The organism is Limnohabitans sp. (assembly GCF_031539105.1).
Taxonomy (GTDB): Bacteria; Pseudomonadota; Gammaproteobacteria; order Burkholderiales; family Burkholderiaceae_C; genus Limnohabitans.
Genome location: NZ_JAVKLM010000010.1, coordinates 59,121 through 85,528 on the forward strand (window position 1 = coordinate 59,121; position 26,408 = coordinate 85,528).

At 57.4% G+C, this 26,408-nt stretch carries 27 protein-coding genes; 25 read left to right on the plus strand and 2 right to left on the minus strand.

All coding sequences use genetic code 11. The annotated features are described in order from the left end of the window. Positions 1-118: 118 nt before the first annotated feature. The 7 genes from RMR24_RS02990 to acs all read left to right on the plus strand — a co-directional run bounded on the left by RMR24_RS02990 (position 119) and on the right by acs (position 8,417). A complete protein-coding gene (locus tag RMR24_RS02990) occupies positions 119-373 on the plus strand; it encodes a type II toxin-antitoxin system HicA family toxin (protein WP_310613612.1) in 255 nt (84 codons plus the stop codon). Next, positions 370-702 carry a type II toxin-antitoxin system HicB family antitoxin gene (locus tag RMR24_RS02995; protein WP_310613613.1) on the plus strand — a complete coding sequence of 111 codons (333 nt, stop codon included), beginning with the start codon at positions 370-372 and terminating at the stop codon, positions 700-702. The genes RMR24_RS02990 and RMR24_RS02995 overlap by 4 nt, the downstream gene beginning before the upstream one ends. Continuing rightward, entirely contained in the window at positions 699-2,519 is a 1,821-nt protein-coding gene (recD, locus tag RMR24_RS03000) for an exodeoxyribonuclease V subunit alpha (protein ID WP_310613614.1), read from the plus strand. The genes RMR24_RS02995 and recD overlap by 4 nt, the downstream gene beginning before the upstream one ends. 24 nt (positions 2,520-2,543) lie before the next feature. Then, complete coding sequence (locus RMR24_RS03005; protein WP_310613615.1) at positions 2,544-4,100, plus strand: hypothetical protein; 1,557 nt, start codon at positions 2,544-2,546, stop codon at positions 4,098-4,100. A 17-nt stretch (positions 4,101-4,117) separates the two neighbouring features. Further along, positions 4,118-4,870, plus strand: a complete 753-nt coding sequence (locus RMR24_RS03010; protein WP_310613616.1) for an OmpA family protein — start codon at positions 4,118-4,120, stop codon at positions 4,868-4,870. 9 nt (positions 4,871-4,879) lie between these two features. After that, the gene (locus RMR24_RS03015; protein WP_310613617.1) at positions 4,880-6,328 is read left to right on the plus strand and encodes an EH signature domain-containing protein; all 1,449 of its coding nucleotides are present in this window, start codon (positions 4,880-4,882) and stop codon (positions 6,326-6,328) included. Between the two features lie 124 nt (positions 6,329-6,452). Further along, a complete protein-coding gene (gene acs, locus RMR24_RS03020; RefSeq protein WP_310613618.1) occupies positions 6,453-8,417 on the plus strand; it encodes an acetate--CoA ligase in 1,965 nt (654 codons plus the stop codon). A gap of 51 nt (positions 8,418-8,468) precedes the next feature. Here acs and RMR24_RS03025 read toward each other — a convergent pair whose 3' ends face one another. Continuing rightward, positions 8,469-9,095 (minus strand): ParA family protein, encoded by a 627-nt coding sequence (locus RMR24_RS03025; protein WP_310613619.1) that lies wholly within the window; start codon positions 9,093-9,095, stop codon positions 8,469-8,471. A gap of 116 nt (positions 9,096-9,211) precedes the next feature. Between RMR24_RS03025 and RMR24_RS03030 the strand changes: the two genes are divergently transcribed. The 15 genes from RMR24_RS03030 (at position 9,212) to RMR24_RS03100 (ending at position 21,805) form a co-directional block, all read left to right on the plus strand. Next, a complete protein-coding gene (locus tag RMR24_RS03030; protein ID WP_281890189.1) occupies positions 9,212-9,538 on the plus strand; it encodes a polymer-forming cytoskeletal protein in 327 nt (108 codons plus the stop codon). Positions 9,539-9,651: 113 nt separating this feature from the next. Then, the gene (locus RMR24_RS03035; protein ID WP_310613620.1) at positions 9,652-10,260 is read left to right on the plus strand and encodes an energy transducer TonB; all 609 of its coding nucleotides are present in this window, start codon (positions 9,652-9,654) and stop codon (positions 10,258-10,260) included. Between the two features lie 25 nt (positions 10,261-10,285). Next, a complete protein-coding gene (locus RMR24_RS03040; protein ID WP_310613621.1) occupies positions 10,286-11,038 on the plus strand; it encodes a MotA/TolQ/ExbB proton channel family protein in 753 nt (250 codons plus the stop codon). A gap of 3 nt (positions 11,039-11,041) precedes the next feature. Beyond that, entirely contained in the window at positions 11,042-11,488 is a 447-nt protein-coding gene (locus RMR24_RS03045) for a biopolymer transporter ExbD (protein ID WP_310613622.1), read from the plus strand. 2 nt (positions 11,489-11,490) lie between these two features. Then, complete coding sequence (locus RMR24_RS03050; protein WP_310613623.1) at positions 11,491-11,913, plus strand: biopolymer transporter ExbD; 423 nt, start codon at positions 11,491-11,493, stop codon at positions 11,911-11,913. A gap of 101 nt (positions 11,914-12,014) precedes the next feature. Then, on the plus strand, positions 12,015-12,470 hold the full coding sequence (locus tag RMR24_RS03055; protein WP_310613624.1) for a 2Fe-2S iron-sulfur cluster-binding protein: 456 nt from the start codon (positions 12,015-12,017) through the stop codon (positions 12,468-12,470). A gap of 2 nt (positions 12,471-12,472) precedes the next feature. Continuing rightward, positions 12,473-14,716, plus strand: coding sequence for a molybdopterin cofactor-binding domain-containing protein (locus RMR24_RS03060; protein WP_310613625.1), 2,244 nt, complete (start codon positions 12,473-12,475; stop codon positions 14,714-14,716). After that, on the plus strand, positions 14,713-15,690 hold the full coding sequence (locus RMR24_RS03065) for a tripartite tricarboxylate transporter substrate binding protein (protein ID WP_310613626.1): 978 nt from the start codon (positions 14,713-14,715) through the stop codon (positions 15,688-15,690). Before RMR24_RS03060 ends, RMR24_RS03065 begins: the two co-directional genes overlap by 4 nt. A gap of 22 nt (positions 15,691-15,712) precedes the next feature. Then, positions 15,713-16,783: an amidohydrolase family protein gene (locus RMR24_RS03070; RefSeq protein WP_310613627.1), complete on the plus strand. Its 1,071-nt coding sequence runs from the start codon at positions 15,713-15,715 to the stop codon at positions 16,781-16,783. A gap of 13 nt (positions 16,784-16,796) precedes the next feature. Next, the gene (locus RMR24_RS03075) at positions 16,797-17,708 is read left to right on the plus strand and encodes a dioxygenase (RefSeq protein WP_310613628.1); all 912 of its coding nucleotides are present in this window, start codon (positions 16,797-16,799) and stop codon (positions 17,706-17,708) included. A gap of 29 nt (positions 17,709-17,737) precedes the next feature. After that, complete coding sequence (locus RMR24_RS03080) at positions 17,738-18,505, plus strand: SDR family oxidoreductase (protein ID WP_310613629.1); 768 nt, start codon at positions 17,738-17,740, stop codon at positions 18,503-18,505. Positions 18,506-18,516: 11 nt separating this feature from the next. Further along, positions 18,517-19,401, plus strand: coding sequence for a 3-keto-5-aminohexanoate cleavage protein (locus RMR24_RS03085; protein ID WP_310613630.1), 885 nt, complete (start codon positions 18,517-18,519; stop codon positions 19,399-19,401). A 16-nt stretch (positions 19,402-19,417) separates the two neighbouring features. Beyond that, on the plus strand, positions 19,418-20,413 hold the full coding sequence (locus tag RMR24_RS03090) for a zinc-binding alcohol dehydrogenase family protein (protein ID WP_310613631.1): 996 nt from the start codon (positions 19,418-19,420) through the stop codon (positions 20,411-20,413). A 14-nt stretch (positions 20,414-20,427) separates the two neighbouring features. Then, a complete protein-coding gene (locus RMR24_RS03095) occupies positions 20,428-20,787 on the plus strand; it encodes a cupin domain-containing protein (RefSeq protein WP_310613632.1) in 360 nt (119 codons plus the stop codon). A gap of 28 nt (positions 20,788-20,815) precedes the next feature. Then, positions 20,816-21,805 carry a tripartite tricarboxylate transporter substrate binding protein gene (locus RMR24_RS03100; protein WP_310613633.1) on the plus strand — a complete coding sequence of 330 codons (990 nt, stop codon included), beginning with the start codon at positions 20,816-20,818 and terminating at the stop codon, positions 21,803-21,805. A 32-nt stretch (positions 21,806-21,837) separates the two neighbouring features. Here the strand turns inward: RMR24_RS03100 and RMR24_RS03105 are convergent, their stop codons facing one another. Continuing rightward, entirely contained in the window at positions 21,838-23,040 is a 1,203-nt protein-coding gene (locus RMR24_RS03105) for a CaiB/BaiF CoA-transferase family protein (protein WP_310613634.1), read from the minus strand. 123 nt (positions 23,041-23,163) lie between these two features. On the opposite strand from RMR24_RS03105, the gene leuC reads away from it, so the two are divergent. The 3 genes from leuC to leuB are packed head-to-tail and all read left to right on the plus strand — an operon-like array spanning position 23,164 to position 26,390. Further along, positions 23,164-24,615 (plus strand): 3-isopropylmalate dehydratase large subunit, encoded by a 1,452-nt coding sequence (leuC, locus tag RMR24_RS03110; RefSeq protein WP_310613635.1) that lies wholly within the window; start codon positions 23,164-23,166, stop codon positions 24,613-24,615. 15 nt (positions 24,616-24,630) lie between these two features. After that, positions 24,631-25,275 (plus strand): 3-isopropylmalate dehydratase small subunit, encoded by a 645-nt coding sequence (gene leuD, locus RMR24_RS03115; protein WP_310613636.1) that lies wholly within the window; start codon positions 24,631-24,633, stop codon positions 25,273-25,275. Between the two features lie 29 nt (positions 25,276-25,304). After that, complete coding sequence (gene leuB, locus RMR24_RS03120; protein ID WP_310613637.1) at positions 25,305-26,390, plus strand: 3-isopropylmalate dehydrogenase; 1,086 nt, start codon at positions 25,305-25,307, stop codon at positions 26,388-26,390. The last annotated feature ends 18 nt before the right edge of the window (positions 26,391-26,408 follow it).

The following is a 26,408-nucleotide window of genomic DNA, read 5'->3' on the forward strand; positions in this document are numbered from 1 at the left end:
TTTTATTAGTACTAGCTTGCGAAAATACTAATAGGTACGAGCGTTCGTCGCTCACAATTAAAAAACAATTTGCTTCATCCATCCCACGCATCCAGTACCAAATACTGGTACTATTCAAATGAAGCGAAAACACCAAAAAACCTTAGATGCTATTCACGCTCGCCCCGTCAGTGCCAACATCCAATGGCGCGACATCGAAGCACTCTTTGCTGAGCTTGGGGCGGGCATCAGCGAACGAGAAGGTAGCCGCATTGCGGTGGTGCTGTTTGATGAAGTCCGCGTGTTTCATCGACCGCACCCCTCACCCGATACAGACAAAGGTGCTGTCGCCAGCATTCGCAAGTGGTTTGAGCAACACGGAGTCGCACCATGAATTTGATGACCTACAACGGCTATAACGCCAAAATTGAATACGACGCAGAACTGGACATGTTCAGAGGCGAAATCTTGGGCCTCACAGGCGGTGCAGATTTTTATGGCAAAAACCCCAAAGAACTGCGTGCTGAATTTAAGAAATCACTCGAAGTGTTTTTAGAGGTATGCCGCGAAAAAGGCATTGAGCCGCGCCGCAATTTCTCAGGTAAATTTAATTTGCGTATTCCGACCGAGTTGCACGAAAAGCTGGCCATCGTGGCGCAAGCCGAAGGCAAGAGCATCAACACGCTGGCACAAGAAGCTTTGCTTCAGCGAGTGGCTGCATGAGCCAAACTACTGCCGCCACCCTGCTACCGCTGTTGCAAGCGTCATGGGCCCAATCCACACCCCTGACGGGCTTGGACAAATCGCTGGCTAACTTGCTCACTAGCAAACAACCCAGCGACGACCCACGCCACTTGTGGCTAGCAGCACTGACCAGCCACCAATGGGGACGCGGCCATGCGTGCCTTGACCTTGCCACTTTGCAAACCCAAGCTGCTGAGTTGTTGGGCTGGACCGACGAGCAAATCGCAACACTGCCAAGCATGCTGCACGAAGCCGCCACCACCCTACTGTGGACACAAGGCGATGCTTCGCCGCTGGTGCTGACCGAAGACGAAGACGGCGCACGTTTGTATTTGCGCCGCGCTTGGACGGCAGAGCAAAACATCCGACAAAACATCACGCAGCGTTTGGCACTGCCCTGCGAAGTGCCTGCAGATTTGCAGCAACGTTTGGACGCGTTGTTCCCCCCAGCGAAGAACGACGAACCAGACATGCAACGCCTAGCTTGCGAGGTAGCCGCACAAAACCGCATCACGCTCATCACGGGTGGGCCAGGCACAGGCAAGACCACCACGGTGGTGAAGTTGCTGTCGCTCTTGGTGGGTACGTCATCCAACGATTTGCAAATTCACCTCGCTGCGCCCACAGGCAAAGCGGCGGCGCGTTTGACCGAGTCCATCAGCAACGCGCTCACCCAAATGCCCGCCGATGTGCAAGCGCGCATTCCCACCCAAGCGCAAACACTGCACCGCTTGTTGCAAACCAATAGCAAAGTCTCACAGATGCACCAGCTGGCCACCGATGTGGTGGTGGTCGACGAAGCGTCGATGATTGACCTAGAAATGATGGCCCGCTTGCTGCAAGCTGTGCCGCCTACGGCACGTTTGATTTTGTTGGGCGATAAAGACCAGCTGGCGTCGGTGGAAGCCGGTGCCGTGATGTCGCAGCTGTGCACGGGCACGTTGCTAAAGCACCAAACCGTCACGCTGATTCACAGCCACCGATTTGATGCGAAAAGCGGCATTGGCCATTGGGCGCGTGCTGTGAATGCGGATGTGGCAGACAACACACCCGCCCTCAAAGCGCTTTGGAACGCCGCACCTGATTGGCTGGCGACATTGCCTCTGCAACAAAGCATTGAAGGTGACACGCCCGAACCCGACGTGACCCGCCTGCAACTGAACACCGCCAGCGACCCCAAGCTGGCCGTGGGCCTGCGCTACGGTTGGCGCAATTGGTTAGCTTTATTAGAAGCACACCGCCACACTAAAACAGCATCAGCTTCAACGTACAGCGATGCGCAAGCATTGGCGTTGCTCAAAGCCTTCACTGAGTTTTGCGTGTTGTGCGCGGTGCGCGAAGGTCCGCTGGGTGTATCGCAGCTCAACACTCAGGTCGAGCACGCACTAGGCTTGGGCCAAAGCCCTTGGTACGCCGGTCGCCCCGTGATGGTCACGCGCAACGACTACGCGCTAGAACTGATGAACGGCGACATTGGCCTCTGCCTGCCCGGGCTTGATGGCGTATTGCGCGTTGCCTTTCCGGCGGTGAATGGCGGCGTGCGTTGGGTCATGCCCTCGCGCCTTGACAGCGTGGAAACCGTGTTTGCCATGACGGTGCACAAATCGCAGGGCTCGGAGTTTGCGCATGTGTTGCTGGTGATCCCAGCACTTGAGTCGCCCGTGCTCACACGCGAGCTGGTGTACACCGGCCTCACACGCGCCAAAAAGCGCCTCACACTGTGGGCGCCACAGCTGGGTGTACTGTGGAATGGCTGTGCGCGGCGCGTGTTGCGCAGTGGTGGCTTGGGAAATTAAGTTATTCACAATAGAGTCATGCCTATGAATCAATACCTCCTCCAGCTCGAACAGTTGGCTGTGCCACTGGCCATCGCGGCCGTGATTTTTGTGTTCTCGCTCATCAGCTTTGGTGTGTGGGCTTCGCGCATTCGCCGCGTGCGTGCTGAGGTGGTGGCGCTAGACGCACGCCTAGGCGCGAGCAAGGGCAGCAGTCGAGAAGCACTGACTTTGGCCGAGAGCAAAACCACCGACGAAGAGCTGAAGTTTTTGCTGCGCGAAACCGAAGCAGGCCTGATTGACCTGCCGGCACAGCACGGCACTGATCACAACCTAAATCAAGGCCCTCGCACAAGCTACAGCTTTCGCAGCCATGCCGACACCTGGACGGTACGCAGCGTGTTGGGTGGCCGCATGAACTTGGCCTTGTTTGAGACCATGCCCAATTTGTTGATTGGTTTTGGTTTGATGTGCACCTTCATCTTCTTGGCCGTGGCTTTGCAACAAGCAGGCTTGGCGCTCAATGCGCTGGATGTGTCGGCACGCCAGCAAGACCAAGCTTTGCAGTCCCTCATTGCCACGGCGGGTGGCAAGTTCATCACTTCGATCGCGGGCTTGTTGTGTTCACTGGTGTGGAACTGGCGTGCCAAAGTGGCGTTAGAAAACTTGCAGTCCAGCATTGACACCCTCTGCCATACGCTGCGCGCACGAGTGCCAGACAACGCAGCCGAAGCCAGTGTGCGCATGCAGCTGGCTTTGTTCCAAGACATCTTGAACGAGAACCGTTCACAGGTGAGCCAACTGCTCCGCTTTGAAGGTGACTTTGCCAACGCAATTGGCGACGCCCTGTCGCGCAACATGCAACCCGCCTTCGACAAGCTGGGCACATTGGCCGACACCATTCAGGCATCAAGCCAAAGTTTTGGCAGCGCTGGCAGCCAAGCGGCTGGCGAGCTGAGCAAAGCGGGCGCGGCTATGACGCAAGGCATTGAAACCGGCCTCGCCTCCTTCAGCGATGCCGTGAGCACGCTGGCACAAACCATTCAAGCCACACGCGCAACAGTGACCGATCTAGACGCGGCCATTGGCCGCGCAGCCACTGCGGGCAACCAAGGCACGCAACACATGGAAACCTTGCTCAGCAGTTTTGGTCAAACCATTGCCAGCGTGCAAGGCGCCATGTCGGGCTTACAAGGCACGGTCGACAAGATTGACCAAGTCGCCGACAAATTCAAAGACAGCGCTAATTCGATTGAAAGCTCGGTCAGCCTGCAACGCGCAGCGGCCAACGACTTCAAAGAAGCGTTGGTGCCGATGAACCAAGCCTTGGGCCAAACCGTGGACACGCTCAAAACCAGCGCGGTGTCCGCCGAAGAAGCGCTGGGCCATGTGCGCACGCATTTGCAAGATGCACAAAAAGCACTCACCGGCACGGTAGACGCCCTCACCCAAGGCGTGTCGGGCTACAGCACACAAATTGCCGACCTGCACACCAAGATGGACCAACACTTGGCCAGCGCGGTGAACCAATTGAGCGGCAGCATCACCAACCTAGAAGAAGTGTTGGACGAGTTCATTGACGCTTTGCCACCCAAGGCATAAAGCAGCACGCGTAGACCATGTTCATCAAAACACGCCGCAACACCGCCGCCACCCACGAGCAGGTGGAAGAGTCGGGTTACATGGCTTCGGCCAGTGACTTGATGATTGGCCTGCTGTTCATCTTCATCGTCATGGTGATGGTCTTGCTCTCCCGCAAGCCCGAGCAACCGCCCGAGCCACCCGCCGACCCACTGGCTACCGTGGTGCACACCATTGGCACCAAGCTGCAAAACGCAGGTGTGCCCGTGACGATCAACCAAGTCTCGGGCGTCATCAGCTTGCCTGCCGACACCTTGTTTGCACGCGGCAGCGCCGAGCTGGAAGGCTTAGGCGTGCGCACGCTGCGCCAGTCGGCCGAGCAGCTGCAACAAGTGCTGCCTTGCTACATCTATTCGCAACGCCGCCAACTGCCTGCTGACTGCCCGCCCAACCCACAACAGGTGGAGATTGAAACCATCTTGATTGAAGGCCACACCGACTCGGTGCCGCTGCACCGCGGCGATTACAACAACTGGCATTTGGGCCTAGACCGCGCACGCGCGGTTTACAAAGTGCTGGGCTCGCAAGGCATGCAAAGCTACCGCAACGAGCGTGAGCAGCCGGTGTTTGGCATCAGCTCTTATGCGGACGAGCGCCCCAGCCGCAAAGACAACGACACACAAAACCGCCGCGTGGAGTTGCGCTTTGTGTTGGCATTTCAGCCCACCGACACCGGTGCGGCCAAAGGCCCGAGCAGCACCTTGAAAAAAATGCAAGACACGGTGCGCTGATCCAAAGCTATGCAAGAGTTTTTCGCCCCCCTGCCGCAAGACTTCGACCAGCTGGCCCATGCTGCGCGCACCAAGCGCGGCGGCGGCTTTGGCAAAGACCCAGACTTGCGCACCGTGGGCGAGCGCACTTACAGCGCGTTTGAGCGCGTGCAGTTTGCGCCCAACAGCACTGCACCGCGCCAGCGCGATTGGCGACATATTCCCTACGCACTGTGGCTCGATGCTGAGCACGGCCTGCACACCCACACGCCACTGACCGACCGCTACTTTGACGTGGCTGTGCCCGAGGCGCTGGCCTCACGTCGCCCGCTCAAGTGGGGCCGTGGTTTGCTGCACACCTACTTGCAGGGCTTCAACCCAGAGAACCCCGTTTTCGTGAAGCTGGCCCACACGGCACGTGAGTTCTTTTTAGACCCACGCGTGTTGGCCTCGCTGACTGAGACCGAAGCCAATGGCTTGAAGCGCCTCATCACCACCCTTGATGTGCTGGACCCACTGAATGGGCCCGTCCATGTGGCCAATGACATTTTGGGGCTCCCTGCCGACAAAACCTTGGCACAGTGGCAAGAGCGCCATGCCTTGACCCAAGGCTTTTGGCTGAACAACTTTTGCAAGCAAGCTTTCATCGAAGCCTTGCAAGCGCCAGAAGAAATTCGAAGCTCCATCGGCTATGTCAAGCGCATCTGCGAATGGGCCATGCACGACATGGGCAAGCCCACGCAGCGACTGCGCTACCCGCTGTGTCGCGACGAGTTTGCCTACAGCCTGCTCTCGCCTTGGTTTGACCGCAACCCGCCGCAAGACATCAAAAACGCACTGCTGTCAGAACTTTTGCGCACCTTAGGCGACCCGCGCCACAACCACGCGGGCTGGCTGGGCGTGCGCCGCGAAGCGATTGAGACGGCCAGCCGCTGGCTGACCAGCCGCACCATGGATGCGTTTTTTGAAATCTTGCGCCACACCGAAGACGACATTGGCCCCTACCGCCGCCGTTTTTGGGAAGCCTATTTCCACGCCGGTCACATCTTGGAGGCCTGGATTGCTTTGGGAGAGCAAGCTGTTGAACAGCTGCAAAAAATCGACCAAAGTGGAGAGCTCGGTTATGGCGAGCTGAGCTACGCCAAAATCTTGGGCCAGATCGCACCCAACCAATGTGTGCTGATGTTGCGTATGGGCAATATCTTGTTTTGCGACTGGAGCCACCAAGGCCGCTTGCGAGCCATTACACACAACGCCAAGCAAGCGCCCAAGCTTTACCAAACTGAGTACGAACTCTTCCAGCTGCGCTTTCCCACCACGCTGGACTTCAACGACGGCCAACTGGACGACCCGGGCCTGTTGCATTACGAATCCGAATTGGGCGGCTGGCAAGACACGGCAAGGCACTTTATCGGCCAACACCTGGGTATTCACCTAGATCTGGCCGACCTCATGCCCGGTCAATCGGGCACGAACTAGGGCTACATTGGCCAAGGGCAAATCCAAGGGTTTGTCAGCAATGAATAAGTCAGACCCTTGTAAGAGCCCCGCCTCACAGTCACAGGGTTTTGACAGATACCGCCAAATAAGAGGAGACCGGTTCATGAGCGACATCACCATTCACCAGCCATCAGCTGAGTTCGTTAAACAAGCCAACGTATCCGGCATGGCAGCCTACGATGCTTTGTGCAAAAAAGCTGACACTGATTACGAAGGCTTCTGGGCCGAGCAAGCACGCGACTTGCTGAGCTGGAAAACTCCCTTCACGAAAGTGCTCGACGAGAGCAACGCCCCTTTCTTCAAGTGGTTCGAAGACGGCACATTGAATGCCTCATACAACTGCTTGGACCGCAACATCGAAAAAGGCTTGGGCGACAAGACCGCCATCATCTTCGAAGCCGACGGCGGCGAAGTGACCAAAGCCACCTACAGCCAATTGCTGGCCAAGACTTGCCAATACGCCAACGCCCTCAAATCAGTCGGCGTGAAAAAAGGCGACCGCGTGATGATCTACATCTCCATGTCGATCGAAGGCGTGGCCGCGATGCAAGCGTGTGCCCGTATCGGCGCCACCCACTCGGTGGTGTTCGGCGGCTTCTCAGCCCAGTCTTTGCGTGACCGCGTGGAAGACACAGGCGCTGTGGCCATCATCACCGCTGACCAACAAGTGCGTGGTGGCAAACACCTGCCTTTGAAAGCCATCGTCGACGAAGCCCTGACTTTGGGCGGTTGTGACTCTGTGAAAAACGTGTTGGTGGTCAAGCGCACAGGTGGTGACATCAGCATGACCGCTGGCCGTGACCAATGGTTGGGCGACTTGGCAGACAAGCAAGCCACCACCTGCGAACCCGAATGGGTGGGCGCTGAGCACCCCCTGTTCTTGCTCTACACCTCGGGCTCCACAGGCAAACCCAAAGGCGTGCAACACAGCACCGGCGGCTATTTGCTGCACGCAGCCTTGACCACCAAGTGGACCTTCGACTTGAAAGCCAACGACGTGTTCTGGTGTACCGCCGACATCGGTTGGGTCACAGGCCACACGTACATCACCTACGGTCCCTTGGCTTTGGGCGGCACTGAAATCGTGTTCGAAGGCGTGCCCACTTACCCAGACGCTGGCCGCTTCTGGAAGATGATCCAAGACCACAAAGTCTCGATCTTCTACACAGCGCCAACCGCGATCCGTTCACTCATCAAAGCTGCTGAAGCCAACGATGCTGTGCATCCCAAGAGCTACGACTTGTCTAGCCTGCGTTTGTTGGGCTCGGTCGGCGAGCCGATCAACCCAGCCGCTTGGGAGTGGTACTACAAGCACGTGGGCGGCAGCCGTTGCCCCATCGTCGACACCTTCTGGCAAACCGAAACCGGCGGTCACATGATCACCCCACTGCCAGGTGTGACACCCATGGTTCCCGGCTCTTGCACACTGCCCTTCCCCGGCATCCAAGCCGCTGTGGTGGACGAAGCTGGCCACGACATGCCCAACGGCCAAGGCGGCATCTTGGTGGTCAAGCGCCCATGGCCTTCGATGATTCGCACCATTTGGGGTGACCCAGAACGTTTCGTGAAGAGCTACTACCCAGAAGAATTCAAGGGCAAGTACTACTTGGCTGGCGACGGCGCGATCCGCGACGAGAAGACTGGCTACTTCACCATCACTGGCCGTATCGACGACGTGTTGAACGTGTCGGGCCACCGCATGGGCACGATGGAAATCGAATCTGCCTTGGTGAGTTGCACCGAGTTGGTGGCTGAAGCTGCGGTGGTGGGTCGTCCTGACGACACCACGGGCGAAGCCATCTGCGCGTTCGTGGTGTTGAAGCGTTCACGTCCTGTGGGCGACGAAGCCAAAGCGATTGCCAAAATCTTGCGCGACCACGTGGGCAAAGAGATTGGCCCCATCGCCAAGCCCAAAGACATCCGCTTTGGCGACAACTTGCCTAAGACTCGCTCTGGCAAGATCATGCGTCGCTTGCTGCGCAGCTTGGCCAAGAACGAGGCGATCACACAAGACACCTCCACCTTGGAAAACCCAGCCATCTTGGACCAATTGACAGACAACCACTGATCAAGCACCAAGCAACAAAAAACCCGCCAGCTGGCGGGTTTTTTGTTGGGATCAATCTTGATCAAGCCAGTGGCAAATGGGCGCCCACTGCTCTAGATCTTTTTGCACTTTCGAGGGCGTGATGTCAAACATCGACAAACCGTGCGCTGCCATGTGCAAGTAATACTGGGTATCGCGAAGGTAGCTCAGCACGGGCACTTGCAAGGACTCGATGAACTTGCGCAAATTGCCCGCTGAGATCGTGCGCGTGTCCACACGGTTGCCCACCACACCCACTTGCGTGGGCAGTTTCTGCGTGATTTGCACCAGCTGATTCAAAAATTCACTGGTGGCCTGCATGTCAAACACGCTCGGCATCACTGGCACGATGACTTTGTCGGCTCGCTCAATCACCTCTTGCAAGCGCCAGCCACTGATACCGCCTGGCGTATCGATCACCACATGCGTGGTGCCCCGGGGCGGCTTGGCGGTCAGCACCAAGTCGGGCTGATATTCCCAAGTAGCAATGCTTGGCAGCGTGTCGGGGCGTTGGCTGAGCCAAAACTTGGACGACTGTTGGGTGTCGGCGTCGCCCAGCATGACCTGATGGCCTTGCGACGCAAAGTAACCTGCAATATTGGTAGACAGGGTGGACTTACCCGCCCCACCTTTTGGATTGGCAACGACAACGACTTTCATAGTTGTTTATTTTCATCTGATAAACATCAGCTATACGCCAATTGGCGTATTTAATTGAAGAAATTGACGATATCCATATAAACTCGAAAGTACCCATATTTCAGAAAGACAAGCGTATGAGCGAAGGCAGCAAAGACAAAAGCATTTTCATTGGCGCCGGTGTGGTGTTCAAGGGCTCAATCAATGCGCCCAACCAAGCCATCATTTCAGGCACGGTGGAAGGCGATTTGGTAGCCAAAGATGTGTTAATCGGCGCTGCCGGCGTGGTGACAGGGACAACAGAAGCTGACTTCATCGACGTCAAAGGCGAATTGAACCAGTCCATCACCAGCAAAAGTGTGCTCATCGTGCGCAACACCGGCAAGGTCACGGGCGATGTGACTTACGGCGAAATCGAAATCGAACGTGGCGGCAAAGTCAAAGGCTCCATGAAACAGGTCTAAGCATCTGGCGCAGCCTTTGCCCCATGTGCAAAGGCTGCGTGCTTTACATAGGCCTGCCATCGGCGTGACATGCAGGCCCTCTAAAATTGGCGAAACTTTCAGAGCATCCTCGTTTGTCTCACTCGCCCTCTTCATACGCAACGCGTCAACGCTCCCCTCGCAAGCATTTGACAGGCATTGGCCTGGTTGTGCTGTTGCACGCCTTGTTGTTGTGGGCGATCTCGTCTGGCTTGGCACGCCAAGTGGTGCGCATGACCGAAAACACCGTGGAAGCCGTCTTGATGACCGAAGCGCCGCCACCTGCGCCCACGCCTAAAACGCCGCAGCCCCCTAAAACACCCACACCTGCACCACCGCCGCCAGCGCCTGACAGCACAGCACCGGCCATCACCCAGCCCACTGCGCCGCCTGCGGCCCCTGCTGCGCCCCCAGCGCCAGGTATTCGCTCAGGTGCGGTCATCCAAGCGGGTGCCTATTGCGCCAAGCCCGACTACCCCAGCGCCTCGCGCCGCATGGAAGAAGAAGGCACGGTCACGCTGAAGTTTTTGATTGGCGCAGACGGCAAAGTGATTCAAGCCGACATTGAAAAAACATCGGGCTTCACCCGCCTAGACGAAGCCGCTCGCAACGCGCTGTCTAAATGCCAATTCCGACCCGGCACAGTAGACGGCAAGCCCGAGCAAAGCTGGGCCAGCATCAAATACACCTGGCGCTTGGAATAAGCGCAGCTTCAAAAAGGAAATACCCATGTTGCAACATACCTTCACACGCGCCGCAGCGGCCATCACCCTGCTGGCACTCAGCGCCAGCGCCTTGGCCGAAGAAGCTGTCGACAACCCCTACGGCTTGTCTGCGCTGTGGGCACAAGGCGATGTGGTGGCCAAAGCCACGCTGCTGATTTTGGTCATCATGAGCATGGGCAGCTGGTATGTGATCTTCACCAAGCTGACCGAGCAAACCCGCGTGTTGCGGTTCGCTAAAACAGCACAAGACAATTTTTGGAGCGCAGGCAATGTGCGTCAAGGTGCCGATGGCTTAGAGGCCGACAGCCCGTTTCGCTTCATCGCTGAAAAAGGCTTAGAGGGCGCCAGCAAACACACCGGCTTGTTGGGCAACATCAACTTCAACGACTGGGTGACCATGAGCATCCAGCGCGCCATGAACAATGTGCAAAGCCGCATGCAAGACGGCTTGGCCGTGTTGGCCACCGTGGGCTCGACGGCACCCTTCGTCGGCTTGTTCGGCACGGTCTGGGGCATTTACAACGCGCTGGTGAAGATTGGCATGTCGGGCCAAGCCAGCATCGACAAAGTGGCGGGGCCTGTGGGCGAGTCCCTCATCATGACCGCCATCGGCTTGGCGGTGGCTGTGCCTGCGGTGTTGGGCTATAACTGGCTGGTGCGCCGCAACAAGGTGGCAATGGAAGAAGTGCACGCCTTTGGCGCTGACTTGCATGCGGTACTCTTGGGCTCGGCCACATCTGGCAACGTGCAAAAGTAAATCATGGCCATGCACCTAGGCCCCAGCGAGGGCGATGACGAGTTATTAACCACCATCAACACCACGCCCTTGGTGGACGTGATGTTGGTACTCCTCATCATCTTTCTCATCACCATTCCAGTGGTGACGACCTCGGTCAAAGTGGATCTGCCCCACGAGGTTCAGCAGCCCCGCGAGACCAAACCCGACAACATCATTTTGTCGGTCAACGCGCAAGGCCAAGCGTATTTGTATGACGCGCCGGTGCGCAGCAATGCAGAACTGATCAAGCAGCTGCAAACCCTGGCCGAAAAAAAACCACAGCCCGAAGTGCAAATTCGCGGCGATGCCAAGACCGACTTTGAAGCCGTGGGCCGCGTGCTGTATGCCGCACAGGTGGCGGGGTTGACCAAGGTGAGGTTTGTCACAGACCCGCAGGGTCTTGGCACAAGCGCGCCGCAGGGGAAATAACCATGGCCATGAACCTGCAAACCAACGACGAACCCGAAGTGATGATGGACATCAACACCACGCCGTTGATCGACGTGATGTTGGTGCTGCTGATCATGCTCATCATCACCATTCCCGTGCAGCTGCATTCGGTCAACCTCGACACGCCCCAAAGCGCCGCACCGCAGACCAAAAAACCCAACGTGGTTCGTATCGAGGTGGATGCGCGCAGCATGGTCAACTGGAATGGCAAACCTTTGGCTGACCGAGCTGCACTCGACGCGCTGCTGCAAGAGGCGAAAGCCCAGGAGCCACAACCCGAGCTTCACATCAAAGCCCAAGGCAAGGCCAAGTACGAAGCGGTGGCCGGTGTGTTGGCCAGCGCCCAACGTCAGGGTCTGACCAAGATTGGCATTGTGGGCACAGAGCAGTTTGCTGCGCCTTAGATACGGGTAATTACCAAGCCACAGCTTTCCTGTAGCCATGGTGACTGGCATGCCGCCAAGCTATCGATAGGATGCCGCCATCTTATTGATAGGAGCGTTGCATGGTTCAGTTCAAACTCAACGGCCAAGCCGTTCGCAGTTCCGCCCCCAACACCACGCCACTGTTGAATGTGCTGGCCAATGACCTGCAAGTCAACGGTACAAAATTTGGATGCGGCAAAGCCCAATGCAACGCCTGTTTGGTGATGGTGGATGGCAACCCCATCAAGTCCTGCGTGGCTCCAGTTTCAACCGTCGCTGGTCGCAGCGTCATCACACTCGCGGGCATGAAAGAGGGCGACAAACCCAGCCGCCTCCAACAAGCCTTCATCGATGAGCAAGCCGCTCAGTGCGGCTATTGCACATCGGGCATGATCATTCAAGCCCAAGCCTTGCTCGACCGCAACCCTCGTCCTACAAACGCTGAAGTGCGCACTGCGCTCGATGGCAATTTGTGCCGATGCGGCGCACATAACCGCATTGTTCGTGCTGTGCTGCGCGCGGCGAAGGAGGCTTGATCATGCAAAAACATCTATCTACCAGCCGCCGTGGTTTTTTAAAAACCACCGGGTATCTGTCATTGGCATTTGCCATTCCGCTCGATAACGCTTTATCCCAAGCCGACGCTGCCAAACCCCGCCTTCCCGGCGACCTGAACAACAACCGCAAGCTGAGTGCTTGGTTGCGCGTCAATGCCAATCAAACGGTCACGCTGTTAGTTGGCAAAGTAGAACTAGGCCAAGGCATCTTGACCGCGGTCACGCAAATTTGCGCGGATGAGTTGGACATTGACATCACGCGTGTCCAAGTCATTTCTGGCGATACCGCTTTGGTGCCCAACGAAGGGGTCACCGCAGGTTCGTTCTCCATGCCCTATTGCGCGACGGCTGTGCAATTTGCATCTGCCGAGGTGCGTTCAATTTTGCTCGAACTGGCTGCAGAAAAAATCAACCAACCGCTTGCGGGTCTCACCGTACAAGATGGAAAAATATCAGCCACCAACGGCAGTCAGGTTGCTTATTGGGACTTGGTTGTGGGCGCAGCCCTAGACCGCGAAGCCACTGGTTTAGTCAAGCCCAAGCCAGCCACACAACACCGCTACATTGGTCAGCCTGTTGCGCGCATTGACCTAGGGCCCAAAATTTTGGGTGGCGCCATGTTCTTGCAAGAGCATCGCCCCACAGGCATGTTGTTTGGACATTTGGTGCGCCCACCCACATATACCGCCAAGTTATTGACGGTCAACATCGCCACCGCACAAAAAATGCCCGGCGTCGTCAAGGTTGTGCGCAATGGCAGTTTCTTAGGGGTCATTGCGCAGCGCGAAGAGCAAGCCCTTGCCGCCGCCAACGCACTGAACGCTTCTGCAAAATGGGAAGTTGAAAAGAAGTTGCCCACACACGAAGGCATATTTGATTGGCTGCGCACCACCAAGCCCAACCGCATCATCAACACCAAAGTTCAGCCACGTGCAGGTGGCGAAGCGGCAGCTAAAACCATCGAGGCCACCTATTACCGCCCGTACCACATGCACGCCTCCATCGGCACATCGGCAGCGATTGCCACGATGAGCGCAGACGGTGTGATGCTGATTCAGACGCACAGCCAATCCGTGTTTGAAACAAGCCTAGCCATTGCCAAAATGCTTGGGCTAGAGCCCAGCAAAGTGCGCTGTCAACACATGCAAGGGGCCGGCTGCTATGGCCACAACATGGCCGACGATGCTGCAGCTGATGCGGCACTGCTCGCCATGGCTGTGCCAGGTAAGCCTGTGCGCTTGCAATACACACGTGAGCAAGAACACAAATGGGAGCCCTATGGTTCAGCCATGGTGATTCAAACCAAAGCGGGCGTCGATGCCAACGGCAATGTGCTCGACTGGGACTTGCAAATTTGGTCCACACCACATGGCACCCGACCTGGCGGCGAACCTGGCAACTTGCTCTCAGCTCGCTACCTCGAAAAACCGTTCACGCAACCCGTACCCACCAACGGCGGCCCCCCCAACTACGCGGCAGACCGCAATGGCATTGCCTTGTATGACTTTGCTGGACACAAGGTGCTGACGCATTTCATCACCGACATGCCGGTGCGTGTGTCTTCCACGCGCGGCTTGGGTGCCTATGCCAACGTGTTTGCGATTGAGTCCTTCATGGATGAGTTGGCCTTGGCGGCTCAGGTGGACCCGCTCACTTACCGCCTGCGTTTCTTGAAAGACGAACGTGCACGCGATGTGTTGCAAAAAGCCGCAGAGAAGTTTGGTTGGAACAGTTGGAATAAAACGCCCAACCGTGGTCGCGGCATTGGTTTTGCGCGTTACAAAAACATTGCGGGCTACTGCGCGGTGGCCTTGGAGGTGGAAGTGAATCCCCGCAATGGGCGCATTCGCGTGCTACGCGCTGTGGCTGCAGCGGACTCGGGCCACATCGTCAACCCAGATGGTGTGAGCAACCAAATTGAAGGCGGCTTGATTCAATCCTTGAGCTGGTCGTTGAAAGAAGAAGTGAAGTTTGATGACACGCAAATTTTGTCAACCGACTGGAACAGCTACCCCATCCTCACCTTCTCAGAAATTCCACCTGTGGACGTGGTGTTGGTCAACCGTCCTGGCGCACCCTTCTTGGGCACAGGCGAGGCCTCCCAAGGCCCCACCAGTGCCGCATTGGCCAATGCGGTGTTTGACGCAACAGGTGTGCGTTTTCGCAGACTGCCGCTCACACCCGAACGCGTCAAACAAGGCTTGGATAAAAAAGGGACGACATGAAATTATTGAAAACACTTGGGGCCCTCGCGCTGTGCGTTGGCTCGCTGTCCAGCATGGCGCAAACCAGCGCTGCACGCGACTACCCCAATCACCCCATCAAAATGGTCATCCCATACGCGGCGGGTGGGCCTATGGATTTCATTGGACGCACCCTTGCCCCCCGCTTGGCACAGAGCTTGGGCCAGCCCTTGGTGATTGACAACCGTGCGGGCGCGGGCGGTGCGATAGGGACCGACGTGGTGGCCAAGTCAGCGCCCGATGGCTACACGATGCTCAACACATCCTCCAGTCACGCCAGCCTGCCCGTGGTGTCGCCTAGCTTGCCCTATGACCCCATCAAAGATTTCGCGCCCATCACCTTGGTGGCCAACAGCGTAGGCTTTGTGGTCGCTGCGCGACCTGATCTGCCGGTGAAAAACTTGAAAGAGTTGCTGACCGATGCCAAGGCCAACCCAGGCAAGTACACCTTCGGTTCAGGCGGCGTGGGCAACGTGATGCACTTTGCAGCCGAGTTTTTGAGCACCAGCGCTGATGTGAAGATGACCCATGTGCCCTTCAAAGGCGTGAGCCAATCGCTCAACGATTTGGTGGCTGGCCGCATTGACTTTGTCATTGGTGCACCCACTGCCGTCTTGCCCTTGATCAAAGCAGGCAAGCTCAAAGCCTTGGCCATCACGGCTCGCAAACGTTGGAGCGAGTTGCCCGATGTGCCTACCATTGATGAGGCAGCGGTGAAAGGTTTTGTCTACACCCCTTGGTATGGCTTTTGGTTTCCAACTGGCACACCCGCTGAACACGTGACGCGCATGCGCACGGAAGTTAACAAACTACTGGAAGACCCAGACATCAAACGGGCGTTTGCCGAGCAAGGCTTTGCCACCGTGGGCTCTAGCTCTGCAGAGTTTGGCAAAGTCATCGCAGATGAAATTGCGATGAATAAAAAACTAGCGACACGCGTGGACTTCACGCAATAACACGTTCCATCAGGAGGCTTCGATGTTTCATACCACCACCGACAGTTCTTGCAACCACTGCGCACCACGCCGCAGTTTCTTAACTGGCTTGCTCACCGCCACCGCTGCCACTGTGCTGCCTTCGTGCGCGACCACATCCAAAGACGCGCCCATGCCTGCTGAAGCAAAACGCGCATTGGTCGACGTGCATCACCATGTGTGGGCACCCGCATTTTTGAAAGAACTGGAAGCACGCAAACTGGCCGAACCCCCCGCACGCAACTGGTCGCTCAACAAAACCATGGACGACATGGCCAAGGCGGGTGTGACTTACACCCTCACCTCGCCCACCACGCCAGCGGCAGGCTTTGGCGATGTGGCCACCATGCGCAGCATGGCGCGCATCAGCAACGAATACGGTGCTCAACTCGCACGCGACTACCCCAACCAGTTTGGCTTCTTTGCCACACTGCCCATGCTCGATGTCGACGGCGCATTGGCAGAAATTGCCTACAGCTGCGATGTGCTCAAAGCCAACGGCATCGCCATGCTGACCAGCTACAACGGCAAGTGGTTGGGTGACAAATCATTCGCGCCCATCATGGATGAGATCAACCGCCGCAAGCTCATCGTCTACACCCACCCGTCCAACACGCAGTGCTGCAACAACCTGCAAGAAGGCGTGCCGGGTTCGACCATCGAGTTCGCCACAGACACCACGCGCACCATCACTAGCTTGTTGTTCAGTGGCACGGCCACGCGTTGCAAGGACATCAAGTTCATCTTCTCGCATGCAGGCGGCACGATGCCGTTCTTGGTCGAGCGCTTGGTGATGTTGCCCAAGCTCAACGCCAACTTTGGCAAGATCTTGCCCAGCGACCAAGTGCTGCCCACCTTACGCAGCTTCTACTACGACACTGCCCAAGCGTCACACCCAGGTGCGCTGCTGTCGCTGTTGAATTTGGTCGATGTGTCACAAGTGGTGTTTGGCACTGACTTCCCTTACCGCACATCGCTTGACCATGTGAAGGGTTTGATGGCCATGGGCTTCAGCATGAGTGACCTCACCGCCATTGAAAGCCGCAACGCGCAGCGCATCTTAGGCCGCGCTTAAATAGAACTGCCCCATGTCGACCTCCAACATCACACTGCCGACCACGCCCGAATCTCTGCTGCCTTTGGTCATCCAAGCCATGTCGCGCACACCTGATGCACGCTTGCGCGAGCTCATGGCGTCCCTCACCACGCACTTGCATGCTTTCATTTTGGAAACGCAAATCACCGAAGAAGAGTTTGAACGTGCGGTGAAGTTCATCATCGACATTGGGCAAGCCACGGGACCGAAAACCAACGAAGTCATTTTGGCTGCCGACTTGCTAGGTGTGTCGTCTTTGGTGGCGGTGCTGAATAACCCAGCCCGTCACAACGATGCACATGCACAAGCAGAAGCCGTCTCACATGCTGCCTTACTCGGCCCCTTCTGGCGTGCCAATGCCCCCATTTGCCAAGCGGGTGACAACATTGCGCGCGGCAACACCCAAGGCTTGCCCCTGGAAGTGCGCGGTGTGGTGTACGACAAACACGGCCAACCACAGGCAAATGCCATGGTCGATGTGTGGCAAGCCTCACCGACAGGCCTGTACGAAAACCAAGACGATGCGCAAGACAACATGAACTTGCGCGGTCGCTTTCAAACAGATGCACACGGCGCTTACTTCTTCAAAACCGTTCGGCCTGCTGGCTACCCTGTGCCCACCAGTGGGCCCTGCGGTGACTTGTTGCGCGCTCAACTGCGTCACCCCAACCGTCCGGCGCATTTGCACTTCATGGTGTCGACACCAGGCCACAAAGTGCTCATCACCCAAGTGTTTGCCGATGGGGACGACAACCTCACCAGCGACCCTGTGTTTGGCGTCACCGCTCCCTTGGTGGGCGACTTCAAAGAGCACGTGGTGAATGGCCAACCGCATGCCACCCTCACCCATGACTTTCATCTTTCAGAAGGCGAGATGACCTTCCCCTACCCACCTATCCCCTGATAAATTTCGCATTCAAAACACAAGACCGTATGACCTCCAGCTTTCAACCCACAGACTCTTTGACAGGCCGCATTGCAGTCATCACCGGCGGCACAGGCGCCATTGGCATGGCCTCTGCGCAGCGCTTAGCCACACTTGGCGCACGCTGCGTGCTGATTTACAACTCCGAATCACCTGAAGCAGCAGCAGCCAAAGCAGCCGCCTTGCCAGGCTCAGGTCACCTCACCTTCAAAGCCCAAGTCACCGACAGCGCATCGCTTCAAGCAGTTGCAGACCAAGTGGCTGCGCAGTGTGGTGTGGTGCACATCTTGGTCAACAGCGCGGGCTACACCAAAGCCGTGCCTGCCGCCGATTTGGCAGGCTTGACCGATGAGCTGATTGACGACATTTTGAAAGTCAACTTTCGCGGTGTGATCGCCACCATCCGTGCCTTCATGCCTTTGCTCCAAAAGTCAGAAGACGGTTTGATCGTCAATATTTCCTCCATCGCCGGCTTCACCGGCACGGGCAGCAACTTGGCCTACGTGGCCGCCAAAGCCAGCATCGATGTGGTGGGTGACGCACTCGCCAAAGCGTTTGCGCCACTCGTGCGCGTCATCTCGGTGTCGCCCGGCGTGGTGGACTCCAGCTTTGTGCCGGGCCGTGGTTCGGACTTCAACGAGAAAGTCGCCGGCACGATTCCGCTGCGCCGCATTGGCACGGTCGATGACGTCGCTGCTGTGGTGCAAGCTTGCGCCACCACCATGCGCTATGTCACGGGCACACGCATCGTGGTGGACGGCGGTCGTCATCTTTAACTAAAAATAACATGAGCCAAATAACTTTCCTCACTTGCGCAGTCACTGGCAACATCACCACGCCAGACCAAACCCCGCACCTGCCCGTCACGCCCACGCAAATTGCCGACGAATGTTTGGCTGCGGCCGAAGCCGGTGCGGCCGCTGTGCACATCCATGTGCGTGATCCCAAAACTGGCAAACCTTCGATGGAGCTCGAGCTCTACCGCGAGGTGTTTGACAAAGTCCGTCGCGCCAACCCCGAACTGATCATCAACCTCACGACGGGTCCTGGTGGCCGCTTCATTCCCAGCGTGGAAGACCCACGCGTGGCCGCCCCCGGCTCGACCTTGGTGCAACCTGAAAAGCGTGTGGAGCATGTGCGCATACTCAAACCCGATGTGTGTTCGTTAGACCTCAACACCATGAACTCAGGTGCTGATGTGGTCATCAACACACCGCGCAACGTGCGCATCATGGCCAAGATCATGCGTGAAGCAGGCGTCAAACCCGAGCTTGAAATTTTTGACTCCGGCGACATGCATTTGGCACGCGACCTGATAGCCGATGGCACGCTCGACGGCCCTGGCATGTGGACCTTTGTGACAGGCGTGAAATACGGTTTTTCGCCCTCTCCCGAAACCTTGCTCTACGCACGCAGCTTGCTGCCTGCGGGCGCGATTTGGTCAGCCTTTGGCATCGGCCGATTTGAATTTCCCATCGTTGCGCAAGCTTGGTTTGCAGGCGGCCATGTGCGTGTGGGCATGGAAGACAACATCTATTTGGAAAAAGGCGTGCTCGCCAAGAGCAACGCCGAGTTGGTGACCAAAGCCAAACGCATCATCCACGACCTGGGCGGCGAATTGGCCAACCCACGCGAAGCCCGCGCGATGCTCAGCTTGCCGAGCCGCGCTTGATCAAGAAAGAAAAATAATGTCGATTCAAAAAGAAGACTTGCGCGCCGTGCGCGTGAACGCCAAAGCAGCCTCAGCCGATGCGCTGGCACCGACCCTTGAAAAACAAACCCCACCTAGCTTGCAAAAAGGCGAAGCCTTGGTACGTGTGCGCAGCGCTGGTGTGAACCCCAGCGATGTGAAAGCCGCTTTGGGCATCATGCCGCAAGCGGTGTTTCCGCGAACTCCAGGCCGCGACTTTGCAGGCGTGGTGGTGGAAGGCCCCAGCGCATGGGTGGGCAAAGAAGTGTGGGGCTCAGGCGGCGATGTGGGCATTACACGCGATGGTTCACATGCGGGCTGGCTGGTGTTACCAGAAGCAGCTCTGCGTGAAAAACCTAAGAACTTGAGCTTTGAAGAAGCGGGCTCGGTGGGCGTGCCCTTCATCACCGCCTACGAAGGTTTTCGCCGCAGCGGCATGCCGCAACGTGGACAAACTGTGGCCATCATGGGTGCCAACGGCAAGGTAGGGCAAGCGGCTGTTCAGCTCGCCGCTCAAGCCGGTGCCAACGTGATTGCCGTGCGACGAGGCAGCGGTGAATGGGACGGACCGTCCAAAGGCATTCACACCATCGATGCTAAAACCGAAGACGTGGCAGCACGCATTCGGGAACTGAGCGACGGCAAGGGCGCACACATCGTCTTCAACACCGTGGGCAGCCCTTATTTCGAAGCCGCCAACAAGGCCATGGCCAAGGGTGCCACGCAAATTTTTATTTCCACCCTCGAACGTCCTGTGCCGTTCGACATCTTCACGTTCTACCGTGGCATGCACACCTATGTGGGCATCGACACCTTGGCACTCAATTGCATTGAAACCAACGACCGCATGGAAGCCATGCGTGCGGGTTTTGAAGCGGGCACGCTGCACCCCTTTGAAGTCAGCCCTGACGCTGTGTTTTCCCTCGACCAAGTGTTGGCGGTTTACAAAGAAGTGCTGGGTGGCGCGAGCCGCCGTATGGTCTTCAACCCTTAATTTGCGAGCAAGCCATGCACATCACCCGTTTAGACCAAGCGCCTGAATACGTGGCGCCCAACCACAACGACATGCAATGTTTGCGCCTCCAAGGCCGCGAGGCTGGGCCTGCGGTTCAACTGTGGATGGGCATGCTGATTTTGAAACCCGGCGGCCACACGGCACTCGACGGCTCACCGATTGAAAAACACTACGTGGTGCTGCAAGGCGAACTCACGTTGGTGAGCGAGCTTGACGGATTGGAAACACGCGAAGTGCTGCATACCTTTGACTCATGTCGCTATGCGCCTGGCGAAAAACGCCAAATCATCAACCACACCCAGCAAGAAGCGCGGATCTTGTTGGCGATGCCTTTTGATCCCCCCGCAGCTTAAAAATTTTTAAAACACCTGGAGACAAACCATGAACAACGCACCTTTCACACGCCGCCAAAGTTTGCAATGGGCCGCCGCTTTGGCTGCTGGCTCAGCCCTGCCCAGCTTTGCGCAATCCGATTGGCCCAAAGACAAATCCATCACCTTTGTTGTGCCATTTACAGCTGGCAGTGGCACGGACGTGATTGCACGCACCGTGGCTGAAAAGCTCGGGCCCATCTTGGGCGCGCAAATCGTCATCGACAACAAAACTGGCGCGGGTGGCACAGTGGGTGCGGCCTTGGTCGCCAAAGCGCCCGCCGACGGCTACACCATGCTGGTGCATAGCTCGGGCCATGTGGTCAACCCTGCCCTGTACCCCAAGCTCAGCTACGACACCCTCAAAGACTTTGACGGCATCAGCCCACTGGCGAGCTTGCCCAACGTGATCGTGGTGTCACCCAGCAAGGGCTACAAAGATGTCGCCGACTTGGTGGCAAAAGCCAAAGCCCAACCGGGCGTGCTCAATTACGCATCGGCAGGCAACGGTTCTGCCACGCACATGAATGCAGAAAAATTCCGTGTGGCTGCTGGCGTGCAAGCGCAGCATGTGCCTTACCGCGGCACACCCGAAGCCTTGACCGAAACTGCATCGGGTCGCATCGATTGGTTCTTTGCGCCGCTGGTGTCCGCGCTGCCTTTGATTCAAAGCGGTCGATTGCAAGCCTTGGCTGTTAGCACGGCGCAGCGTTCACCCTTGCTGCCCAATGTGCCCTCTATCTCAGAAGCTGGTTTTGGAAGCGCGGCCTACACATTCTGGGTGGGCTTGTTCGTCACAGCAAAAACCCCCAAGCCCATCGTGCAAAAACTGCATGCGGGCGTGATGAGTGTGTTGGCCATGCCTGATGTGAAAGAGCGCTTAGAAAAGTTGGGCGCTGCAGGTATGCCCATGCAGCAAGACGCGTTTGAAAAATACCTAGATGCTGAAACGCTGGCTGCAGCCCAATTGGTCAAGGCAGCGGGCATTCGCATCGAATAAACCATTCGCAAGCTCATCCAACAACAAGGGCATCACGCCACGATGCCCTTGTCCTTGAGCGCTTGAATTTGCGTCGGAGTTAAACCCATTTCGCCCAACACCGCATCCGTGTCTTGCCCAATGGTGGGCGCGTTGCGGCGATGGCTACCCGGGGTGCGAGACAGCTTAGGAATGATGCCTGGGACGGCGAGCGATGTGCCGTCGTCCATCTGAACCTGTTGAATCATGCCGCGTGCTTGGTAGTGCGGGTCAGCTGCGATGTCGGCCACGGTATAGATGCGGCCTGCGGGCACGGCAGCTTTGTCCAAAGCTTCCATGACTTGGGTCACCGTGCGTTGCGCCGTCCAAGCACCAACGGCGGCGTCAATCTCGGCCACGCGGATGACACGACCGGCGTTGTCGGTGAGTTCAGGGTCGTTGCCTAAGTCGTCGCGACCCAGCGTGTGCATGAGGCGTTTGAAAATGCTGTCGCCGTTACCCGCAATCAACACATAACCGTCATCGCCACAGCGGTAGGCATTGCTGGGCGCAATGCCGGGCAAGGCACTGCCTGCGGCTTCGCGCACCGCGCCGAAGGCGCTGTACTCGGGCAGCAAACTTTCCATGCAGTTGAAGACCGCCTCGTACAGGGCCACGTCAATCACTTGACCTTGACCGCTTTTCTCGCGCTCGTGCAGCGCCATCAAAATGCCAATCACACCATGCAGCGACGCCAGCGTGTCGCCAATGCTCACGCCCACGCGCACAGGCACATGGCCCGGCTCGGCGGTGAGGTGGCGCAAGCCACTCATGGCCTCGGCCACCACGCCAAAGCCAGGTTTGTCGCGGTACGGCCCCGTTTGCCCATAGCCGCTGATGCGCAGCATGATGAGGCGTGGGTTGATGGCCAGCAGATCGTCAGGCCCCAAGCCCCAGCCTTCCATCGCGCCAGGACGGAAGTTCTCGATCAACACATCGGCATCTTTGACGAGTTGACGCACGATGTCTTGTGCTTCTTTTTCTTTCAGGTCCAAGGCCACCGAACGCTTGTTGCGCGACTGCACTTGCCACCAGACCGAGGTGCCGTCTTTGAGCAAGCGCCATTTGCGCAACGGGTCGCCGGTCTTGGGCGTTTCAATCTTCACCACGTCTGCACCAAAGTCGGCCAGTGTTTTGGCGGCAAAAGGGCCCGCGATGAGTTGGCCAAGTTCAACCACGCGCAAGCCGTGGAGTGGGGTTTGAGATGGGCTGGTCATGGGCTGTGATTGTGCCAAGTCAGGCCAGTTGTCATCAAGTGAGGCAGCACAAGCGTGACAGGCTGAGCCGGCTAAAAGCCGCACAACTCCGCATAAAATCAGTGGTTGCACAAAGGAAAACACATGGGACGCACCCTTTACGACAAGATTTGGGACGAGCACGTCGTCCACACCGAAGAAGATGGCACCTCCATCCTCTACATCGACCGCCATTTGGTGCACGAAGTCACCAGCCCGCAAGCGTTTGAGGGCATTCGCCAAGCGGGACGCAAGGTTTGGCGTGTGAGCTCCATCGTGGCCACGGCCGACCACAACACGCCCACCACCGGCTGGGAGCTGGGCTACGACGGCATCACCGACCCGATCAGCAAAGAACAAATCACCACGCTCGACAGCAACATGGCCGAGTTTGGTTCTGCCGCGTTCTTCCCGTTCATGTCCAAGCGCCAAGGCATCATCCACGTCATTGGCCCTGAAAACGGCGCCACCCTGCCCGGCATGACCGTGGTGTGCGGCGACAGCCACACCTCCACCCACGGCGCGTTTGCAGCGTTAGCCCATGGCATCGGCACCTCTGAGGTCGAGCACGTCATGGCCACGCAAACCTTGTTGGCCAAAAAAGCCAAGAACATGCTCATCAAAGTCGAAGGCACGCTGGCCAAAGGCGTGACCGGCAAAGACGTGGTGCTGGCCATCATTGGCAAGATCGGCACTGCGGGCGGCACGGGCTACACCATTGAGTTTGCGGGCTCTGCCATTCGCAGCTTGAGCATGGAAGGTCGCATGACGGTCTGCAACATGGCCATCGAAGGCGGCGCGCGTGCTGGTCTTGTGGCGGTGGACGACAAAACCATCGAATACGTCAAAGGTCGCCCTCTTGCACCAGGATTCGATGCGAAAACCGGCCAGTTTTCGGGTGGCGCGGAGTGGGACCAAGCCGTGGCCTATTGGAAAACCTTGCACTCTGACGGCGATGCCAAATTTGACGCGGTGGTTGAACTCAAGGCCGAAGACATCTTGCCGCAAGTCACTTGGGGCACCTCGCCCGAAATGGTGCTGGACATCAACGGCATCGTGCCCGACCCCGACAAAGAAAAAGACGCCAACAAGCGCGGTGCCATCGAGCGCGCATTGACGTACATGGACTTGAAGCCAGGCAAAGCGCTGAACGATTTGTTTGTGGACAAAGTGTTCATTGGCTCTTGCACCAACAGCCGCATTGAAGACATGCGGGAAGCCGCTGCCGTGGTGAAGAAGCTTGGCCAAAAAGTGGCCAAGAACATCAAGCTCGCTTTGGTGGTGCCAGGCTCTGGTTTGGTCAAAGCACAAGCCGAAGCCGAAGGCCTGCACGAAATCTTCAAAGCCGCTGGCTTTGAGTGGCGCGAGCCCGGCTGCTCCATGTGTTTGGCCATGAACGCCGACCGCTTAGAGCCAGGCGAGCGCTGCGCATCCACCAGCAACCGCAACTTCGAAGGCCGTCAAGGCAATGGTGGCCGCACCCATTTGGTCAGCCCCGCCATGGCCGCAGCTGCCGCCATTCACGGCCACTTTGTGGACGTACGCAAGTTCGCCTAAGGGAAGGAAAAAATCATGCAGAAATTCACCCTCCACAAAGGCATCGTGGCCCCCATGGACCGCGAGAACGTCGACACCGACGCCATCATTCCCAAGCAGTTTTTGAAGTCCATCCGCAAGACGGGCTTTGGCCCTAACTTGTTTGACGAGTGGCGCTATTTGGACCACGGCGAGCCAGGCCAAGACCCCGCCAGCCGCAAGCCCAACCCCGACTTTGTGCTGAACCAGCCGCGCTACAAAGGCGCATCGGTGCTCTTGGCCCGCAAGAACTTTGGCTGCGGCTCGTCACGCGAACACGCACCTTGGGCGATTGACCAATACGGTTTCCGCGCTGTGATTGCACCCAGCTTTGCCGACATCTTTTTCAACAACTGCTTCAAAAACGGCTTGCTGCCCATCGTGCTGCCCGAAGCCGCGATTGACCTGTTGTTCAACGAAGTGCACGCCTTCCCTGGCTATGAGTTGACGATTGACCTTGAGAACCAAGTCATCGTTCTCCCACAAGGCGAGACCATTCCATTTGACGTGCAAGCCTTCCGCAAATACTGTTTGCTCAACGGCTTTGACGACATTGGCCTGACCCTGCGTCAGTCCGACAAAATCAAAGCCTTTGAAGCCGAGCGCTTGGCCACCAAGCCTTGGTTGGCTCACACGATGTAACGCACGTTCAAGAACAAAAGAAAGCACACATGAAAATCGCAGTTCTCCCCGGTGATGGCATCGGTACCGAAATCGTCGCAGAAGCCGTCAAGGTTTTGAATGTTCTCGACCTGAAATTCGAGATGGAAACCGCTTTGGTCGGCGGCGCCGCCTTTGACGCACACGGCCACCCGCTGCCAGAAGCCACACTGAAGTTGGCCATGGCCTCTGACGCCGTGTTATTCGGCGCAGTGGGCGACTGGAAATACGACACCCTCGACCGCCCCCTGCGCCCCGAGCAAGCCATTTTGGGCCTGCGCAAAAACTTAGGGCTATTCGCCAACTTCCGCCCTGCCATTTGCTACGAGCAATTGGTAGGCGCCTCGAGCTTGAAGCCTGAGCTGATTTCTGGCTTGGACATCCTCATCATTCGCGAGTTGACCGGCGACATTTACTTTGGCCAACCCCGCGGCCGCCGCATCGCCACTGACGGCCACTTCCCCGGTGCTGAAGAAGCGTTTGACACCATGCGCTACTCCAAGCCCGAGATCGAGCGCATTGCCCATGTGGCTTTCCAAGCTGCCCGCAAGCGCAAAGCAGCAGGCAAAGAGGGTCGCGTCACCAGCGTCGACAAAGCCAACGTGCTGGAAACCTTCCAGTTCTGGAAAGACGTGGTGAGCGAAGTGGGCAAAGACTACCCAGACATCGCGCTCGACCACATGTACGTCGACAACGCCGCCATGCAACTGGTGAAAGAGCCCAAGCGCTTTGACGTGGTGGTGACCGGCAACATGTTTGGCGACATCTTGAGCGACGAAGCCTCCATGTTGACGGGCTCTATTGGCATGCTGCCTTCCGCTTCTTTGAACTCAAAGAACCAAGGCTTGTACGAACCCAGCCACGGTAGCGCACCCGACATCGCTGGCAAAGGCGTCGCCAACCCCTTGGCCACCATCTTGAGCGCCGCCATGATGTTGCGCTTTAGCTTGAACCAAGCAGCAGCAGCGGACCGCATTGAGACAGCCGTGAAAGCGGTGTTGGCTCAAGGCCTGCGTACCCCCGACATCTACAGCGAAGGCACGACCAAAGTGGGTACGGCTCAGATGGGTGATGCGGTGGTGAAGGCATTACGCTGATTGAGACGTTGGCTCTGA

What these genes read in the sequence shown, in the direction of transcription:
- RMR24_RS02990 (WP_310613612.1), top strand. Translation starts at nt 119, where the DNA reads ATGAAGCGAAAACACCAAAAAACCTTAGATGCTATTCACGCTCGCCCC.
- RMR24_RS02995 (WP_310613613.1), top strand. Translation starts at nt 370, where the DNA reads ATGAATTTGATGACCTACAACGGCTATAACGCCAAAATTGAATACGAC.
- recD (WP_310613614.1), top strand. Translation starts at nt 699, where the DNA reads ATGAGCCAAACTACTGCCGCCACCCTGCTACCGCTGTTGCAAGCGTCA.
- RMR24_RS03005 (WP_310613615.1), top strand. Translation starts at nt 2,544, where the DNA reads ATGAATCAATACCTCCTCCAGCTCGAACAGTTGGCTGTGCCACTGGCC.
- RMR24_RS03010 (WP_310613616.1), top strand. Translation starts at nt 4,118, where the DNA reads ATGTTCATCAAAACACGCCGCAACACCGCCGCCACCCACGAGCAGGTG.
- RMR24_RS03015 (WP_310613617.1), top strand. Translation starts at nt 4,880, where the DNA reads ATGCAAGAGTTTTTCGCCCCCCTGCCGCAAGACTTCGACCAGCTGGCC.
- acs (WP_310613618.1), top strand. Translation starts at nt 6,453, where the DNA reads ATGAGCGACATCACCATTCACCAGCCATCAGCTGAGTTCGTTAAACAA.
- RMR24_RS03025 (WP_310613619.1), bottom strand. Translation starts at nt 9,095, where the DNA reads ATGAAAGTCGTTGTCGTTGCCAATCCAAAAGGTGGGGCGGGTAAGTCC.
- RMR24_RS03030 (WP_281890189.1), top strand. Translation starts at nt 9,212, where the DNA reads ATGAGCGAAGGCAGCAAAGACAAAAGCATTTTCATTGGCGCCGGTGTG.
- RMR24_RS03040 (WP_310613621.1), top strand. Translation starts at nt 10,286, where the DNA reads ATGTTGCAACATACCTTCACACGCGCCGCAGCGGCCATCACCCTGCTG.
- RMR24_RS03045 (WP_310613622.1), top strand. Translation starts at nt 11,042, where the DNA reads ATGGCCATGCACCTAGGCCCCAGCGAGGGCGATGACGAGTTATTAACC.
- RMR24_RS03050 (WP_310613623.1), top strand. Translation starts at nt 11,491, where the DNA reads ATGGCCATGAACCTGCAAACCAACGACGAACCCGAAGTGATGATGGAC.
- RMR24_RS03055 (WP_310613624.1), top strand. Translation starts at nt 12,015, where the DNA reads ATGGTTCAGTTCAAACTCAACGGCCAAGCCGTTCGCAGTTCCGCCCCC.
- RMR24_RS03060 (WP_310613625.1), top strand. Translation starts at nt 12,473, where the DNA reads ATGCAAAAACATCTATCTACCAGCCGCCGTGGTTTTTTAAAAACCACC.
- RMR24_RS03065 (WP_310613626.1), top strand. Translation starts at nt 14,713, where the DNA reads ATGAAATTATTGAAAACACTTGGGGCCCTCGCGCTGTGCGTTGGCTCG.
- RMR24_RS03070 (WP_310613627.1), top strand. Translation starts at nt 15,713, where the DNA reads ATGTTTCATACCACCACCGACAGTTCTTGCAACCACTGCGCACCACGC.
- RMR24_RS03075 (WP_310613628.1), top strand. Translation starts at nt 16,797, where the DNA reads ATGTCGACCTCCAACATCACACTGCCGACCACGCCCGAATCTCTGCTG.
- RMR24_RS03080 (WP_310613629.1), top strand. Translation starts at nt 17,738, where the DNA reads ATGACCTCCAGCTTTCAACCCACAGACTCTTTGACAGGCCGCATTGCA.
- RMR24_RS03085 (WP_310613630.1), top strand. Translation starts at nt 18,517, where the DNA reads ATGAGCCAAATAACTTTCCTCACTTGCGCAGTCACTGGCAACATCACC.
- RMR24_RS03090 (WP_310613631.1), top strand. Translation starts at nt 19,418, where the DNA reads ATGTCGATTCAAAAAGAAGACTTGCGCGCCGTGCGCGTGAACGCCAAA.
- RMR24_RS03095 (WP_310613632.1), top strand. Translation starts at nt 20,428, where the DNA reads ATGCACATCACCCGTTTAGACCAAGCGCCTGAATACGTGGCGCCCAAC.
- RMR24_RS03100 (WP_310613633.1), top strand. Translation starts at nt 20,816, where the DNA reads ATGAACAACGCACCTTTCACACGCCGCCAAAGTTTGCAATGGGCCGCC.
- RMR24_RS03105 (WP_310613634.1), bottom strand. Translation starts at nt 23,040, where the DNA reads ATGACCAGCCCATCTCAAACCCCACTCCACGGCTTGCGCGTGGTTGAA.
- leuC (WP_310613635.1), top strand. Translation starts at nt 23,164, where the DNA reads ATGGGACGCACCCTTTACGACAAGATTTGGGACGAGCACGTCGTCCAC.
- leuD (WP_310613636.1), top strand. Translation starts at nt 24,631, where the DNA reads ATGCAGAAATTCACCCTCCACAAAGGCATCGTGGCCCCCATGGACCGC.
- leuB (WP_310613637.1), top strand. Translation starts at nt 25,305, where the DNA reads ATGAAAATCGCAGTTCTCCCCGGTGATGGCATCGGTACCGAAATCGTC.